General features: G+C 63.4%; 15 protein-coding genes. 7 read left to right on the top strand and 8 right to left on the bottom strand.

Features of this window, described 5'->3' with window-relative positions; translation table 11 throughout:
• The first annotated feature begins 32 nt into the window (after positions 1-32).
• Positions 33-569: a glyoxalase superfamily protein gene (locus GR158_RS02520; RefSeq protein WP_160869731.1), complete on the top strand. Its 537-nt coding sequence runs from the start codon at positions 33-35 to the stop codon at positions 567-569.
• Positions 570-589: 20 nt separating this feature from the next.
• Here GR158_RS02520 and GR158_RS02525 read toward each other — a convergent pair whose 3' ends face one another.
• Positions 590-1090, bottom strand: coding sequence for a GNAT family N-acetyltransferase (locus tag GR158_RS02525; protein WP_134647248.1), 501 nt, complete (start codon positions 1088-1090; stop codon positions 590-592).
• Positions 1091-1381: 291 nt separating this feature from the next.
• On the opposite strand from GR158_RS02525, the gene GR158_RS02530 reads away from it, so the two are divergent.
• Positions 1382-2368 carry a glutathione S-transferase family protein gene (locus tag GR158_RS02530; RefSeq protein ID WP_160869733.1) on the top strand — a complete coding sequence of 329 codons (987 nt, stop codon included), beginning with the start codon at positions 1382-1384 and terminating at the stop codon, positions 2366-2368.
• A 1-nt stretch (position 2369) separates the two neighbouring features.
• On the opposite strand, the gene GR158_RS02535 is transcribed toward GR158_RS02530, so the two are convergent.
• Entirely contained in the window at positions 2370-2867 is a 498-nt protein-coding gene (locus tag GR158_RS02535; protein WP_160869735.1) for an NUDIX domain-containing protein, read from the bottom strand.
• A gap of 109 nt (positions 2868-2976) precedes the next feature.
• Between GR158_RS02535 and GR158_RS02540 the strand changes: the two genes are divergently transcribed.
• The 4 genes from GR158_RS02540 to GR158_RS02555 all read left to right on the top strand — a co-directional run bounded on the left by GR158_RS02540 (position 2977) and on the right by GR158_RS02555 (position 6183).
• On the top strand, positions 2977-3879 hold the full coding sequence (locus GR158_RS02540) for a metallophosphoesterase (protein WP_160869737.1): 903 nt from the start codon (positions 2977-2979) through the stop codon (positions 3877-3879).
• A gap of 130 nt (positions 3880-4009) precedes the next feature.
• Entirely contained in the window at positions 4010-4612 is a 603-nt protein-coding gene (locus GR158_RS02545; protein WP_134646984.1) for a hypothetical protein, read from the top strand.
• Between the two features lie 192 nt (positions 4613-4804).
• Positions 4805-5323, top strand: coding sequence for an RNA polymerase sigma factor (locus GR158_RS02550; protein ID WP_160869739.1), 519 nt, complete (start codon positions 4805-4807; stop codon positions 5321-5323).
• Complete coding sequence (locus GR158_RS02555; protein WP_160869741.1) at positions 5323-6183, top strand: anti-sigma factor; 861 nt, start codon at positions 5323-5325, stop codon at positions 6181-6183. The genes GR158_RS02550 and GR158_RS02555 overlap by 1 nt, the downstream gene beginning before the upstream one ends.
• 65 nt (positions 6184-6248) lie before the next feature.
• Here the strand turns inward: GR158_RS02555 and GR158_RS02560 are convergent, their stop codons facing one another.
• From GR158_RS02560 to GR158_RS02570, 3 genes are all read right to left on the bottom strand, one after another.
• Positions 6249-6722 carry a VOC family protein gene (locus GR158_RS02560; RefSeq protein ID WP_134646978.1) on the bottom strand — a complete coding sequence of 158 codons (474 nt, stop codon included), beginning with the start codon at positions 6720-6722 and terminating at the stop codon, positions 6249-6251.
• Positions 6723-6853: 131 nt separating this feature from the next.
• Positions 6854-8560, bottom strand: a complete 1707-nt coding sequence (leuA, locus tag GR158_RS02565; protein WP_134646976.1) for a 2-isopropylmalate synthase — start codon at positions 8558-8560, stop codon at positions 6854-6856.
• A 531-nt stretch (positions 8561-9091) separates the two neighbouring features.
• On the bottom strand, positions 9092-9670 hold the full coding sequence (locus GR158_RS02570; RefSeq protein ID WP_117366840.1) for an ATP-dependent Clp protease proteolytic subunit: 579 nt from the start codon (positions 9668-9670) through the stop codon (positions 9092-9094).
• A gap of 279 nt (positions 9671-9949) precedes the next feature.
• Between GR158_RS02570 and GR158_RS02575 the strand changes: the two genes are divergently transcribed.
• Positions 9950-10528 (top strand): HupE/UreJ family protein, encoded by a 579-nt coding sequence (locus GR158_RS02575; RefSeq protein ID WP_134646974.1) that lies wholly within the window; start codon positions 9950-9952, stop codon positions 10526-10528.
• 6 nt (positions 10529-10534) lie between these two features.
• Here GR158_RS02575 and queF read toward each other — a convergent pair whose 3' ends face one another.
• The 3 genes from queF to lepB all read right to left on the bottom strand — a co-directional run bounded on the left by queF (position 10535) and on the right by lepB (position 12874).
• Positions 10535-10999, bottom strand: coding sequence for a preQ(1) synthase (gene queF / locus GR158_RS02580; protein ID WP_134646972.1), 465 nt, complete (start codon positions 10997-10999; stop codon positions 10535-10537).
• Positions 10996-11913 carry a cation diffusion facilitator family transporter gene (locus GR158_RS02585; protein ID WP_160869743.1) on the bottom strand — a complete coding sequence of 306 codons (918 nt, stop codon included), beginning with the start codon at positions 11911-11913 and terminating at the stop codon, positions 10996-10998. Before GR158_RS02585 ends, queF begins: the two co-directional genes overlap by 4 nt.
• Before the next feature lie 151 nt (positions 11914-12064).
• On the bottom strand, positions 12065-12874 hold the full coding sequence (gene lepB, locus GR158_RS02590) for a signal peptidase I (RefSeq protein WP_160869745.1): 810 nt from the start codon (positions 12872-12874) through the stop codon (positions 12065-12067).
• Positions 12875-12883: the final 9 nt, after the last annotated feature.

Below are 12883 nucleotides of genomic sequence, written 5' to 3' on the forward strand. Positions count from 1 at the left end.
ACGGGGACTTCGCCGGAAGACGAGGAACAGACATGCGCGATTTTCGCGATGCCAAGGCCATGGCGAAAGCCATGCGGGACATGCTGGCCGCCCGCAAGATCGAGATCACCCACAGTGAAGCGCTAGAAATCGTCGCCCGCCAGTTCGGCGCGGACACCTGGAACATCCTGTCCGCCAGGATCGAGGCAAAGCCCGCCGAGCGCGGCATCGCCTTCGAGCAGGCGGTGCCGATCGTGCGCATCTTCGATGTTGCGAAGGCGCATGAATTCTATCTCGGTTTCCTGGGTTTCTCGGTCGACTGGGAGCATCGCTATGGCGAGAACTTCCCGCTCTACACGCAGGTCTCGCGCGGCGGCCTCAGGCTGCATCTCTCCGAACATGCGGGCGACGCCACGCCCGGCGGCAACATGGTCGTCTACATGAAGAGCATCCGCGCCTTCCAGAAGGAACTGATCGACAAGGACTATCGCTACATGAAGCCCGGGCTGGAGGATGAAGGCTCGCGTCTGGAAGTGACGGTGACGGACCCGTTCCAGAACCGCATCCGCTTCATGGAAGTGAAGGATTGAGGCGTCGAGAAGCCCCCTCATCACCCCCGCCAGGCGATCACACCCTTCAGCCGCTCGTGCGTATCCGCCGCAAACGGCATGACCAGCACCCGTGCCGGATCGACCGGCCCCGGAAAGGAAAGCGCATTCCACGCGACCTTCTCGAAGCCGAGCGGGCCGTAATAGGGCGGGTCGCCGACCAGGATGACGGCTTCAGAGCCCTTCCGCCGGGCGGAAGCGCAGGCGATGCGCAGCAGTTCGCGGCCGATACCCTGGTTCTTGTGCGAGGGCCGCACGGCAAGCGGACCGAGCAGATGGCCCTTCACGCCGCCGGCCAGAACCGGGGTCATGCGCACCGAGGCGATCGTCTCGCCGTCATCCGTGCAGACGAAGGAAAGCGACAGGTCGTGCGGGCCCTGCTCGCGGATGCGCGCGGCAGCGCGCACATGGCGGCCGGGGCCGAAGGCTTCTTCATTGATGAGTTCGATGGCGGCGTCGTGGGAGACATCTTCCGTCAGGTAGACGAGATCGTGCTTGAGCATGTTCATGGCGATAGGAAACCGGATACGAAGCTTGGGGATGCGGGTTATCGCGCCGCCGCCGAAGGGGGCGCAGCAGGAGCATCAGCGTCGTCGTGGGTTTCCCGTATGGAACATGCGTTCGTCTTCCTCGCCGGCCTGAGTGCCGGTGCTGGATTGCGCCGATAGCAGAAAATTTGCTTTCGTCAAAGGGCAAAACGCACTGTTCACGAAATTGCGCCTATCCAGTGCGGACCCATGCGCTATCTATGAACCCAAGTTCACGGCCGCCGGGCCGATCAGAAGGAGAAGATCATGGGCATGCTGGTTGACGGCGTCTGGCACGACGTCTGGTACGACACGAAGGCCACCAAGGGTCATTTCAAGCGCTCCGTTTCGCAGTTCCGCAACTGGATCACGCCGGATGGTGCGCCGGGCCCGAGCGGCGAAGGCGGCTTTGCGGCCGAAGCCGACCGCTACCATCTCTATGTCTCCTTGGCCTGCCCCTGGGCGCACCGCACGCTGATCTTCCGCACGCTGAAGAAGCTGGAAGACCTCATCACCGTCTCCGTCGTCGATCCGCTGATGCTATCGAAGGGCTGGGAATTCAAGGGCGAGAACGGCGGCACGCTCGATCCCCTGTTCGGCGCCTCCGCGCTCTACGAGATCTATCTGAAGGCCGATCCGCACTATTCCGGCCGCGTCACCGTCCCGGTCCTGTGGGACAAGAAGCAAAACCGCATGGTCTCGAACGAATCCGCCGAGATCATCCGGATGTTCAACTCCGCCTTCGACCACCTGACCGGTTCGACCGACGATTTCTACCCCGAAATGCTGCGCGCCGAAATCGACGCGCTGAACGACCGGATCTACGACACCGTCAACAACGGCGTCTACAAGGCCGGCTTCGCCACCACCCAGGAGGCCTATGAGGGCAGCGTCACCACGCTGTTCGAAACGCTCGACAGCCTGGAGGACCGGCTCGAAAAGAACCGCTACCTGACGGGCGGCCGCATCACCGAGGCAGACTGGCGGCTCTTCACGACGCTGGTGCGCTTCGATCCGGTCTATGTCGGCCACTTCAAATGCAACATCCGCCGGATCGCCGATTATCCCAACCTATACGGCTACCTGCGCGAGCTCTACCAGGTGCCGGGCGTCGCCGAGACCGTCAACATGCGCCACATCAAGGAGCACTATTACCGCTCCCACACCATGATCAACCCGACGGGCATCGTCCCGGTCGGACCGGCCATCGACCTGAGCGCGCCGCATGGAAGGGAAAAGCTGAAGGCGGCCTGACCTACCAGATATCCGCAAACGGCGCGCGGCCGGCGATTTCCTCCAGCCGCCGCCGGGTGGCCACGGTCGTTGCGGCCGGCAGCGCATCGGGGGAAAAGAACCCCGCCTCGACGATCTCCCGGTCCTTGAGCCGCGGGGCGGTCTGGGTCACGCCGTCGCAGCGATAGAACAGCACATGGTCGCGCTTGCTGGTCCGCCGGTTGAAATAGACATGAAGCAGGCGCGGCGCGGCGCCGATTTCGAGATTGCCCTCCTCGCGCATCTCCTTGGCGAGCGCCTGAAGCGCGGTCTCGCCGCGTTCGATCCCGCCGCCGGGCAGATGCCAACCGGGCACGTAGCTGTGGCGCACGAGGAAGACACGGCCATCGGCATCGAAACAGGCCGCACGCACGCCCATCGTCATGCCGCGCGACCATGCGAAATAGCGGTGCAGCACCCATGTCAGGAGCCGCGCCTGAAGGCTTCGCGTCGGAAAATCGGGCAGCGTGTCCTGTTCCATTCCGGCACTTCGCAGCAACGCCGTCCGCAAATCAAGCCTGCGTGATCGCACGGGCCGGAATATCCACGCCTTGCGTTTCCCTTAACGACCTTATGCTCTAAGGAAGGGTATGTTCAGACTTGCCCATATCTCGGATGTCCATCTCGGGCCGCTGCCCGCCCTCACCTTCGTGGAACTGTTTTCCAAGCGCATCACGGGCTTCGTCAACTGGCATCGCAATCGCCGCCGGCATCTCTTCACCAACACGCTCGACCTCGTGCTCGACGATATCGAGCGGCAGGCGCCCGATCACCTGGCGATCACCGGCGACCTCGTGAACCTCGCTTCGCGGCTGGAGATTGCGGCCGTGCGCCACTGGCTCGCCGAGGCCGGTCAGCCGGAGAACGTCTCGGTCGTGCCGGGCAATCACGACGCCTATGTGCGCGGCGCCTACGAGAAATCGACGCGCGCCTGGTATCCCTATATGCGCGGCGACGCTGCCCCGGTGGAATGGCAGGAGGACATGCATGTCTTCCCCTATATGCGCGTGCGCGGGCCGGTCGCCATCATCGGCTGCTCGACGGCGGTCGCGACGCCGCCCTTCTCCGCCTCCGGCTATTTCGGCAGGCGGCAGGCGCGCGAGACCGTCAACATGCTGCGGGCGGCGGGCGAAGCCGGCCTGTTCCGCGTCGTGCTCATCCACCATCCGCCCATCCGCGGCGCCACCGCCTTCCACAAGCGCATGATCGGCATCCGCCGCTTCGCCGCGACCATTACCAGCGGCGGCGCCGAGCTCGTGCTGCACGGCCATACCCATCTCGACACCGTGCACTGGCTGCCCGGCCAGACGAAGCCCGTGCCGGTCGTCGGCATCGCCTCCGCCTCGCAGGGGCCGGGCGGGCACAAGCCGCCGGCGGGCTACAATCTGTTCTCGATCTCGGGTTCGCCGGGCGATTGGAACATCCTGCGCGAACGTTACGCGCTGACGCCGGATGCACAAAGCCTGGCCCTTGCGGAAATGACAAAATTCTAGAATCGTCCGAATAAATCACACCATTGATCCGTCATGATTTCTTGGACAGCCCCGGCGGATGCGACGACATCGGACGGGCCCGTTTCCCTGACTGCCAGCACCCGGCAGTCGAGACGTTCGGAGGGAACCCATGACCATTCACCGCCATAAACTGCTGCTCTCACTCTGCGCCGCCGTCTCGCTTGCGGCCTTCTTGCCGGCGCGGGCCGCAGAGTCCGATACGACGACACCCCCTGTCGCGACCGAGACCACGACGACCTGCACCGACGGCAAGATCTGGAGCGACGAGAAGAAGGAATGCGTCGCGCCGGAAGACCTGAAGCCCGCCGAGAAGAAGCCGACGGAAGAGGAACAGAAAAAGAGCGAGCGCCGCATCGACGACAAGCTCTATGAAGCCGCGCGCGAATTCGCCTATGCCGGCCAGCATGAAAATGCGCTTCGCGCGCTGCGCGCCGCCTATGACCAGGAGGATCCGCGCATCCTCAACTATATGGGCTACAACACCCGCAAGCTGGGCAACATCGAGCTCGGCATGACCTACTACAAGCGCGCGCTCCAGAAGGACGAGAACTACATTCTCGCCCGCTCCTATATGGGCCAGGCGCTGCTCGAGCAGGGCGATGTCGAGGGTGCCCGCGTGCAGCTCGTCGAGATTCGCGACCGCGGCGGTGAAAACACCTGGGCCTATCGCGCGCTCCTGCAATCGCTCGGCGGCGAACGCACCGCCTACTGACATCGGCCATGCGTGCCCCAGGACGCTGACGACGCCGGAAACCGACAGACAATCCAGACGGGAACGCAGGAAACTGCTCATCCGGGTGCCGTTCATGCTTGCAGACCAGTGGAAGAATGTTTCATATCAGGCATTCGCCGTCATCGCGGCGGCGAATAGAGCTTTGATCCCAAACGTTTCCCTGGAAAAGCAATGCGTCCGACGGCTGAATCGAATGAGTTCCGGCGAGAACTGGTCAATTTGCTGCCGAAACTGCGTCGTTTCGCCATGACCCTGACGCGCAACGGCAGCGATGCAGACGATCTCGTGCAGGAGGCGTGCGAAAGAGCGATCACGCGGTGCCATCTCTGGAACGGTGAGGGTCGGCTCGAAAGCTGGGTTTATGCAATGACGCGCAATCTCTGGGTGGACGAAATCCGCAAGCGAAAGGTCCGCACAGGGTCCGGCACGGTAGACGTGGCCGAGCAGGATAGCCTGCATATCGAGGCGTCGGCCGACAAGGCGGTCTATGCCAAGCAGTTGCACAAATTGATCATGACGATGCCTGAAGGCCTGTCCAGCGTCTTCCTTCTGGTGAATGTCGAAGGCCACAGCTACCGCGAGGCGGCCGATATTCTCGGCATACCGATCGGCACCGTGATGAGCCGGCTTTCGGCGGCGCGCATCAGGCTGTCGGCCATGATCTCCGAGCAGACGGAAAGGAGGGCCTGATGGTTGGAAGTACGCAGGGTCTCCCGTTGGAAGTCCGCCTGTCCGCCTATCTCGACGGCCAGTTGCCGGCGGACGAAGTGGCCGAAATCGACGCGATCCTCGCCGAGGATGCCGCCGCACGCGCCGTCTACGAAAAGCTCAAGCTCGGCAGCGAATTCGGCGCCCGCGCCTTCGAGAGGATGCTGCAGGAGCCGATCCCGCTCGATCTGGTGCGCAACATCAAGGAAGCCCGCGGCGGCGATGACGACACGTCGTCCTCGCTCGGCTTTGCCGCCATCCCGATTTCGGAAACCCGCGCCCCGCGCCGGAGCGCCTTCTGGCCGCAGGCGCTGGCTGCCTCGCTGGTGATCTTTCTCGCCGGCGGCGCCGTGGGCTACCTGATTTCGGAGCAGAAGCAGACCTCGTTCCAGTCCGCCGCAAACGAATTCACGCCCGCCCGAACCTGGCTCGACGATATCGCCGATTATCACCGCATCTATGCGCGGCAGGCGCGTCATCTCGTGGAAGTGCCGGCAAGCGAGAAGGACCATATCGCGGAGTGGCTCTCGGCCAGCACCGGCGTGGCCTTTACCGTGCCCGACCTGACGGCGCAGAAGCTGACCTTCGAAGGCGCACGTCTCTTGGTCGCCAACGGCAAGCCGACGGCGCAACTGCTCTACCGGGACGCCGAAAACGAGATCTTCGCGATCTGTTTCCTGAAGAGCGACCCGGTCGAGGGGACCACCGCGATGGTGGAAAGCATGCGCAACGATGTCGGACTCATTTCCTGGCAGAAGGGCGATGCCTCCTTCGTGGTCGTCGGCCCGTCCGCCGACCCGGATCTCGAGCGTATCGCCGAGGCTGTCTCCACGACGATCTGAGTTTTTCGTTCTGCCGAATCGTCCGACGCGGAAGCGATTCCGCGCCGGATGGAAAGGCTCCGGCCTCAGCCGCGCCGTGCCGCTTCGATCGCCGCCACGTCGATCTTCTTCATCGTCATCATCGCGTTGAAAGCGCGCTTGGCTTCCGCGCCGCCTGCGGCAAGCGCCTCCGTCAGCACACGCGGCGTGATCTGCCAGGAAATGCCCCAGCGATCCTTGCACCAGCCGCATTCGCTTTCCTGCCCGCCATTGCCGACGATGGCGTTCCAGTAGCGGTCGGTCTCCTCCTGGTCCTCCGTGGAAATCTGGAAGGAGAAGGCCTCGTTGTGCTTGAAGATCGGGCCCCCGTTGAGGCCGATGCATTCAACACCCGCCACGGTGAAGGCGACGACGATCACCTCCCCCTCCTTGCCGCTGGGATAGTCGCCGGGCGCACGCGTGACGGCGCCGACAGAGCTGTCGGGAAAGGTTTGCGCATAGAAGCGTGCGGCCGCCTCGGCATCCTTGTCGTACCAGATGCAGATGGTGTTCTTCGCCATGACATGATCCTCTCTTCAGTGGCCTGGTTGATCGATATCTGGAAGACGAACGGCATTCGGCCAGACCGACAGACCCAAAACAAAAAACCCGGCAATGCGATTGCCGGGTTTTTATGTCTGATGACGGCCGATCAGCGGCGTGTCGTGAGCACCCTGTTGGCGGCAGACACGATCGCCTCGAGCGAGGCGGTCACGATATTCGTGTTGATGCCGACGCCGAACAGCTTGCCGCCGGGATGCACGACCTCGACATAGGCGATGGCCGCGGCATTAGAACCCTGTTGCAGCGAGTGTTCGGAATAGTCGGCGACCGACATGTCGATGCCCAGGTAGATCGACAGGGCATGAATGAAGCCGTCGATCGGGCCGGTGCCCTTGCCCTCGATGCGCTTCGTCTCGCCGCCGTCTGTGATCTCGGCGGCAACGATGCGGCCACCCTTGCCGTTCGTATCGGGATAGGTGTGATGGTCGACGAAGCGCAGGCGCGTGTCGGGCTGCGTGACATAGGTGCGCATGAACTCTTCGTGGATGCGCTTGGCCGGCAGCTCGACGCCCTCCTCGTCGGTGATGCGCTGGATCTCGTCGCGGAACTCGACCTGCAGGTTGCGCGGCAGGTTGATGCCGTAGTCTTCCTGCAGGATATAGGCGATGCCGCCCTTGCCGGACTGCGAGTTGATACGGATGATCGCCTCGTAGGAACGGCCGACATCCTGCGGATCGATCGGCAGGTAGGGCACTTCCCACAGCGACTTGTTGGCCTTCTTGATGGCCTTCATGCCCTTGTTGATCGCATCCTGGTGCGAGCCGGAGAAGGCCGTATAGACCAGTTCGCCGACATAGGGGTGCCGCTCGGGAATGACCATCTCGTTGGAATATTCATAGACCGACTTGATGCGCTCGATATCCGAGCAGTCCAGCTTGGGATCGACGCCCTGCGTGTACATGTTGAGCGCCAGCGTCACCACGTCGACATTGCCGGTGCGCTCGCCATTGCCGAACAGCGTGCCTTCGACGCGGTCGGCACCGGCCATCAGGCCCAGTTCGGTGGCCGCGATACCCGTGCCGCGGTCGTTGTGCGGATGCAGCGAGATGATGACATTCTCGCGGTTGTCGATGTTGCGGCACATCCACTCGATCTGATCGGCATAGACGTTCGGCGTCGCCATCTCGACGGTCGAGGGCAGGTTCAGGATCAGCTTGTTGTCGGCCGTCGGCTTCACGATCTCGACGACCGCGTTGCAGATCTCCAGCGCCACTTCCAGCTCGGTGCCGGTGAAGCTTTCCGGCGAATATTCGAAACGGTAGCCGCCGCCGGCCTTGGCGGCCATATCGGTGATCATCTTGGCGGCATCGGTCGCGATCTGCTTGATGCCATGGACGTCCTTGCCGAACACCACGCGGCGCTGCAATTCGCTCGTCGAGTTGTAGAAGTGGATGATCGGGTTCTGTGCGCCTTCCAGCGCCTCGAAGGTGCGGGTGATCAACTCCGGCCGGCACTGCACCAGCACCTGCAGCGATACATCTTCCGGCACATTGCCCTGCTCGACGCACCAGCGGGCGAAATCGAAGTCGGTCTGCGATGCCGACGGGAAACCGATCTCGATTTCCTTGAAGCCCATGTCCAGCAACAGCTGGAACATGCGGGCCTTGCGGTCGTGGCCCATCGGGTTGACCAGCGACTGGTTGCCGTCGCGCAGATCCACCGAACACCAGATCGGCGCCTTGTCGATAACCTTGCCCGGCCAGGTGCGGTCGGGAATGTTGATGGCGGGATAGGGCTGATACTTGGCGGCGGCTTCGGGCATGCCCTGCTTGGGCGTATGGGTCTTCAAAATCATCGTCTTCGTCTCTTCGTCGTCCCGGCATTCGCGAAAGCGTCTTAGCGCAAGCTCTCCAGCGCCGCACGTCATTTCATGACGTGCAAAGGCCGCTGTAGCAAGGACCATGCGCATTTTGCGACGGCGAATGTGGCCATGGCGGCCAGAACCGGAATGAATGCATAGGGGTGAAACGAGGAGCTATGGCCTGGGCGGGCTTTTCGGCCGCCGGGCGCTCCTCAACGAACCCGGCAACCGCGCGTAAGGCCGAGAAGAAGAAGCGAGGAGAAGCCGCGCGAACGCTCGCGTACAGCTGCGCTGCCGCGGGAAACTCGTTCGATGATCTGTGCGCCGGTCTTCAACATGAGGCGTCTATAACTTTTGAATGATAAAAGGGCAAGCGGGGGATGAAATTTTTAGCAGATGCCCCTCACCTGCCTGCCGGCATCCTCTCCCCGAATGTGGGGAGAGGAGCGATGGGCTTAACCGTTCTGCCCCTTCTCCCCGCCTGCGGGGAGAAGGTCCCGGCATAGGGATGAGGGGCAAGGCCGCTCAGATATCCGCCTGAGACGTCACGATGCGCGAGACGAGGCCGTAACCCTTGGCCTCTTCAGCCGAGAGCCAGTAGTCGCGGTCCGTGTCCTTGGCGATCTTCTCGATCGGCTGGCCGGTGGCATCCGCGAAGATCTTGTTCAGGCGCTCGTTCATCTTGATGATTTCGCGGGCCTGGATCTCGATATCCGACGCCATGCCGCGGGTGCCGCCCGACGGTTGATGCAGCAGGAAGCGGGTGTTGGGCAGGCAAAGGCGCTGCTCCTTGGGAGCGGCGACATAGATCAGCGCGCCGGCGGAGGCCACCCAGCCCGTACCGATCATCCAGACCTTCGGCTTGATGAACTTGATCATGTCATGGATCGAATCGCCCGATTCGACATGGCCGCCCGGCGAATTGACGTAGATGCGGATATCCTCGTCGCTGGCGGCGGCAAGCGCCACGAGCTGCGAGCAGACCTTCTGCGCCAGTTCCTGATTGATCGGCCCGTAGATGAAGATCGAACGCGACTTGAAAAGGTTCGCCTCCGTTTCCTTGCCCAGGGGCAGTTCCGTCTTCTTGTCGTCCTCGTCGCTCATCCAAAGTCTCCGGATTGCTCGTCAATAGTCGTGTCGCTGTCAGATAATGCGACTCACCCGCCAAGACAATGCAACAAAACGGATAAGGCGCGATAGAGCCTCGCCGCGACACCGGAAAACAGGGTAAACGCCGTGCGGGCGGACAACGGTCACGCCCGACCCTGCATGACCCGACCCTGCATGAATTGCGTATGGACTTGGCCGCCGCGCTGCCCCTAGGATGGCACGGTGATAAATCGATGCCCGGCCCGCTCCCGGGGCCGGAAGACAGGGGACATCATGATCAGGATCCTTGCGCTGGCGGCCCTCGCCTTCGCCGCCACCACCGCACCCGCCTTCGCCCATCTCAACCCGGCCGAACACGGCTCCTTCATGGCCGGCTTCTCGCATCCGCTCTTCGGCCTCGACCACATTCTCGTGATGGTCGCCGTCGGCCTCTGGGCAGCGCAGATCGGCGGAAATGCCCTGTGGCGCGTGCCGCTCGCCTTCGTCGCGACCATGGCCGTGGGCTTTGGCCTCGCCATAGCCGGCATCGGCCTGCCCTTCGTCGAGCCCGCCATCCTCGCCTCCGTCGTGGCGCTCGGCTTGCTTGTGGCCATGGCCGTCCGGCTGGATACCGCAATGTCGATGGCGATCGTCGCGGTCTTCGCGCTGTTCCATGGCCACGCCCATGGCGGCGAACTCGGTGCTGCGGGCGCCCTGCCCTTCGGCGTCGGCTTCGTCATCGCGACGGCCCTGCTGCATGCCGCCGGCATCGGGCTCGGTCTCGGCATTGCGCGGCTTTCGGGCAACGGCATCGTGGCCCGGATCATCGGCGGCCTGACGGCACTGGCCGGCCTCGCGCTTGCCTTCGGCTGAACCGCTTCAGCCGCGTCCGCGATAGGGCTGCACGCCCTGTTCGGGAATCCACACGCCCTGCGGCGCATCTCCGGTCTGCCAGAAAACGTCGATCGGAATGCCGCCGCGCGGATACCAGTATGCGCCGATGCGCAGCCATTTCGGCTCCAGGAGGTCGACCAGCCGCTTGGCGATGTCGATGGTGCAGTCCTCATGGAAGGCGCCGTGGTTGCGGAAGGAATGCAGGTAGAGCTTCAGCGACTTCGATTCGACCAGCCAGCCGTTGGGAATGTAGTCGATGACGATATGCGCGAAGTCCGGCTGACCGGTCATCGGGCAGAGCGAGGTGAATTCGGGCGCGGTGAAACGCACCACGAAATCCGTGCCGGCATGGCTGCTTGGCACCCTTTCCAGCACCGCCGCGTCCGGATCTGCGGGAAGATCGACCTTCTGGCCCAGTTGGGAAAGGCCTGAAACGTCTGTCTTGCTCATCGTATGATCCTTTCAATCTTGACTTTGATGCCATGCGCCTGCTCCGTTTCCGGCTCGACATGGATGGCGATCTGTGCGCCGGGCTGCACCGCCCGGATGGCATCTTCAAGGCGATCGCAGATATCATGCGCCTGCCCGACCGGCATCGTCGCGGGAACGACCAGATGGAAATCCACGAACGTCGCCGCGCCCGCACGCCGGGTCTTGAGATCGTGCGCGCCGAGCGAACCCGTGGCATTGGCCGCGATCGCCGCCTTGATCGCCTCGGCCTCCTCAGGCTCCACCGCATGGTCCATCAACCCGTCGACCGAATGCGTGATGACCTTCCAGCCCTGATAGAGGATGTTGAGCGCGACCAGCACGGCAAGCAGCGGATCAAGCACCGCATAGCCGGTGAGGATCGCCAGCACGAGGCCGACAAGCACGCCGACGGATGTCACGACGTCCGAAAGGATATGCTGCCCGTCAGCCGCCAGCGCCGGCGAGCGGTAGCGCTTGCCGGCACGAATGAGCACAGTCGCCCAGATCGCATTGCAGACAGCGGCCGCGAAATTGATGGCAAGGCCGAGCGCCGGCGCATCCATCCTTGTCGGGGCGAAGACCGCCGGCAGCGCCTCCTTCACGATGAGGAGTGCTGCGACGACGATCAGCACGCCCTCCAGCACCGCCGAAAGATATTCCGCCTTGTGATGGCCGAAAGGGTGCGTCTTGTCCGCCGGTTTCGCCGCATAGCTGATCGCCGCGAAGGCCACGATGGCGGCGATCACGTTGACGCTCGATTCCATCGCATCCGACAGGAGCGCGACCGAACCGGTCACCCACCAGGCGACGAGCTTCAGGCCCATCACGAAGAATGCGAAGGGAATGCCCCACAGCGCCAGCCGCTGGACCGTCCTGATATCCGATTTTTCCATGCCGCTCTCCATGCGCATGCAACCGAGTTGCAAGAAGCCTGGCCCATCAACGCAAAACCGCCCGCGCGGTGTGTCGCGCAGGCGGTTTGATAATGATGGCGTTTAGAGCAGACGGGCGGGTTTGTCAAAACCGCAAACGGCCTTCGGCGTCTCAACGGAGCGTCAGGCCTATGCGCGCATGGTCGTTGGCCGCAAGAACCGAGGCGGCGATGCCGACGACGTCGGATTGCGCGACGAAGCCGTCTTCGTTGAACATGTCGGGAAACCGGCTGTCGAGCGAGTTGTACCGGTTGTCGCCCATGACGAAATATTTGCCGGCCGGCACCGTCACCGGCCCGAAATTGTCCGCCTGGGTCTGCGGACGCGGGTCCGGCATGGCGATCGTGTAGCTGCGCCCTTCCGGCGTCGTCTCGCGCACGACGGCAGCGGAGAAGATGTCGTCGCCATAGGTCTCGCCGGTCGCCTCGCGGGCAAACGGCGTGCCGTTGACAAGCACGTCCCCCGCCCGGATCTCGACCGTATCGCCCGGCATGCCGATGACCCGTGTTATGCCCAGCGAGGCAGCGCCTTGGTACATCGCATTGTGCACGAGGACATCGCCCCGGCGGACGGCGCCGAAATCCTTTTGCAGCACGGCGACGGTGTCTTTTTCGAGTAGTCCCGGCGCCATCGACAAGGACGGAATGCGCACCAGCTTCACGCCGCAGAGGTCGCGGTTCATGCGCGCCACGTCGCAGGTCTCGGGGAGCGTGGATGCCAGACCATGCGCGGAACGTTCGGTCGCCGTCTTGATCGCCGTCGTATCGGCGGTGAAGGCGCCGGCCTGCGCCAGCCAGACCGGCAGGCTGGCCGTAACGAGGGGCCTGGCCGCCGCCTCCCGCTCGTCCGCCGCGTGGGCCCCTGCCGCCGACAGGCCGAGAGCCGCAAAAATCACGGCGATCATTCGCTTTGACTGTATCATTCCATCATC

The sequence above is a fragment of the Shinella sp. AETb1-6 genome (genome assembly GCF_009826875.1).
Lineage (GTDB): Bacteria > Pseudomonadota > Alphaproteobacteria > Rhizobiales > Rhizobiaceae > Shinella > Shinella sumterensis.

What these genes read in the sequence shown, in the direction of transcription:
- GR158_RS02520 (WP_160869731.1), top strand. Translation starts at nt 33, where the DNA reads ATGCGCGATTTTCGCGATGCCAAGGCCATGGCGAAAGCCATGCGGGAC.
- GR158_RS02525 (WP_134647248.1), bottom strand. Translation starts at nt 1,090, where the DNA reads ATGCTCAAGCACGATCTCGTCTACCTGACGGAAGATGTCTCCCACGAC.
- GR158_RS02530 (WP_160869733.1), top strand. Translation starts at nt 1,382, where the DNA reads ATGGGCATGCTGGTTGACGGCGTCTGGCACGACGTCTGGTACGACACG.
- GR158_RS02535 (WP_160869735.1), bottom strand. Translation starts at nt 2,867, where the DNA reads ATGGAACAGGACACGCTGCCCGATTTTCCGACGCGAAGCCTTCAGGCG.
- GR158_RS02540 (WP_160869737.1), top strand. Translation starts at nt 2,977, where the DNA reads ATGTTCAGACTTGCCCATATCTCGGATGTCCATCTCGGGCCGCTGCCC.
- GR158_RS02545 (WP_134646984.1), top strand. Translation starts at nt 4,010, where the DNA reads ATGACCATTCACCGCCATAAACTGCTGCTCTCACTCTGCGCCGCCGTC.
- GR158_RS02550 (WP_160869739.1), top strand. Translation starts at nt 4,805, where the DNA reads ATGCGTCCGACGGCTGAATCGAATGAGTTCCGGCGAGAACTGGTCAAT.
- GR158_RS02555 (WP_160869741.1), top strand. Translation starts at nt 5,323, where the DNA reads ATGGTTGGAAGTACGCAGGGTCTCCCGTTGGAAGTCCGCCTGTCCGCC.
- GR158_RS02560 (WP_134646978.1), bottom strand. Translation starts at nt 6,722, where the DNA reads ATGGCGAAGAACACCATCTGCATCTGGTACGACAAGGATGCCGAGGCG.
- leuA (WP_134646976.1), bottom strand. Translation starts at nt 8,560, where the DNA reads ATGATTTTGAAGACCCATACGCCCAAGCAGGGCATGCCCGAAGCCGCC.
- GR158_RS02570 (WP_117366840.1), bottom strand. Translation starts at nt 9,670, where the DNA reads ATGAGCGACGAGGACGACAAGAAGACGGAACTGCCCCTGGGCAAGGAA.
- GR158_RS02575 (WP_134646974.1), top strand. Translation starts at nt 9,950, where the DNA reads ATGATCAGGATCCTTGCGCTGGCGGCCCTCGCCTTCGCCGCCACCACC.
- queF (WP_134646972.1), bottom strand. Translation starts at nt 10,999, where the DNA reads ATGAGCAAGACAGACGTTTCAGGCCTTTCCCAACTGGGCCAGAAGGTC.
- GR158_RS02585 (WP_160869743.1), bottom strand. Translation starts at nt 11,913, where the DNA reads ATGGAAAAATCGGATATCAGGACGGTCCAGCGGCTGGCGCTGTGGGGC.
- lepB (WP_160869745.1), bottom strand. Translation starts at nt 12,874, where the DNA reads ATGATACAGTCAAAGCGAATGATCGCCGTGATTTTTGCGGCTCTCGGC.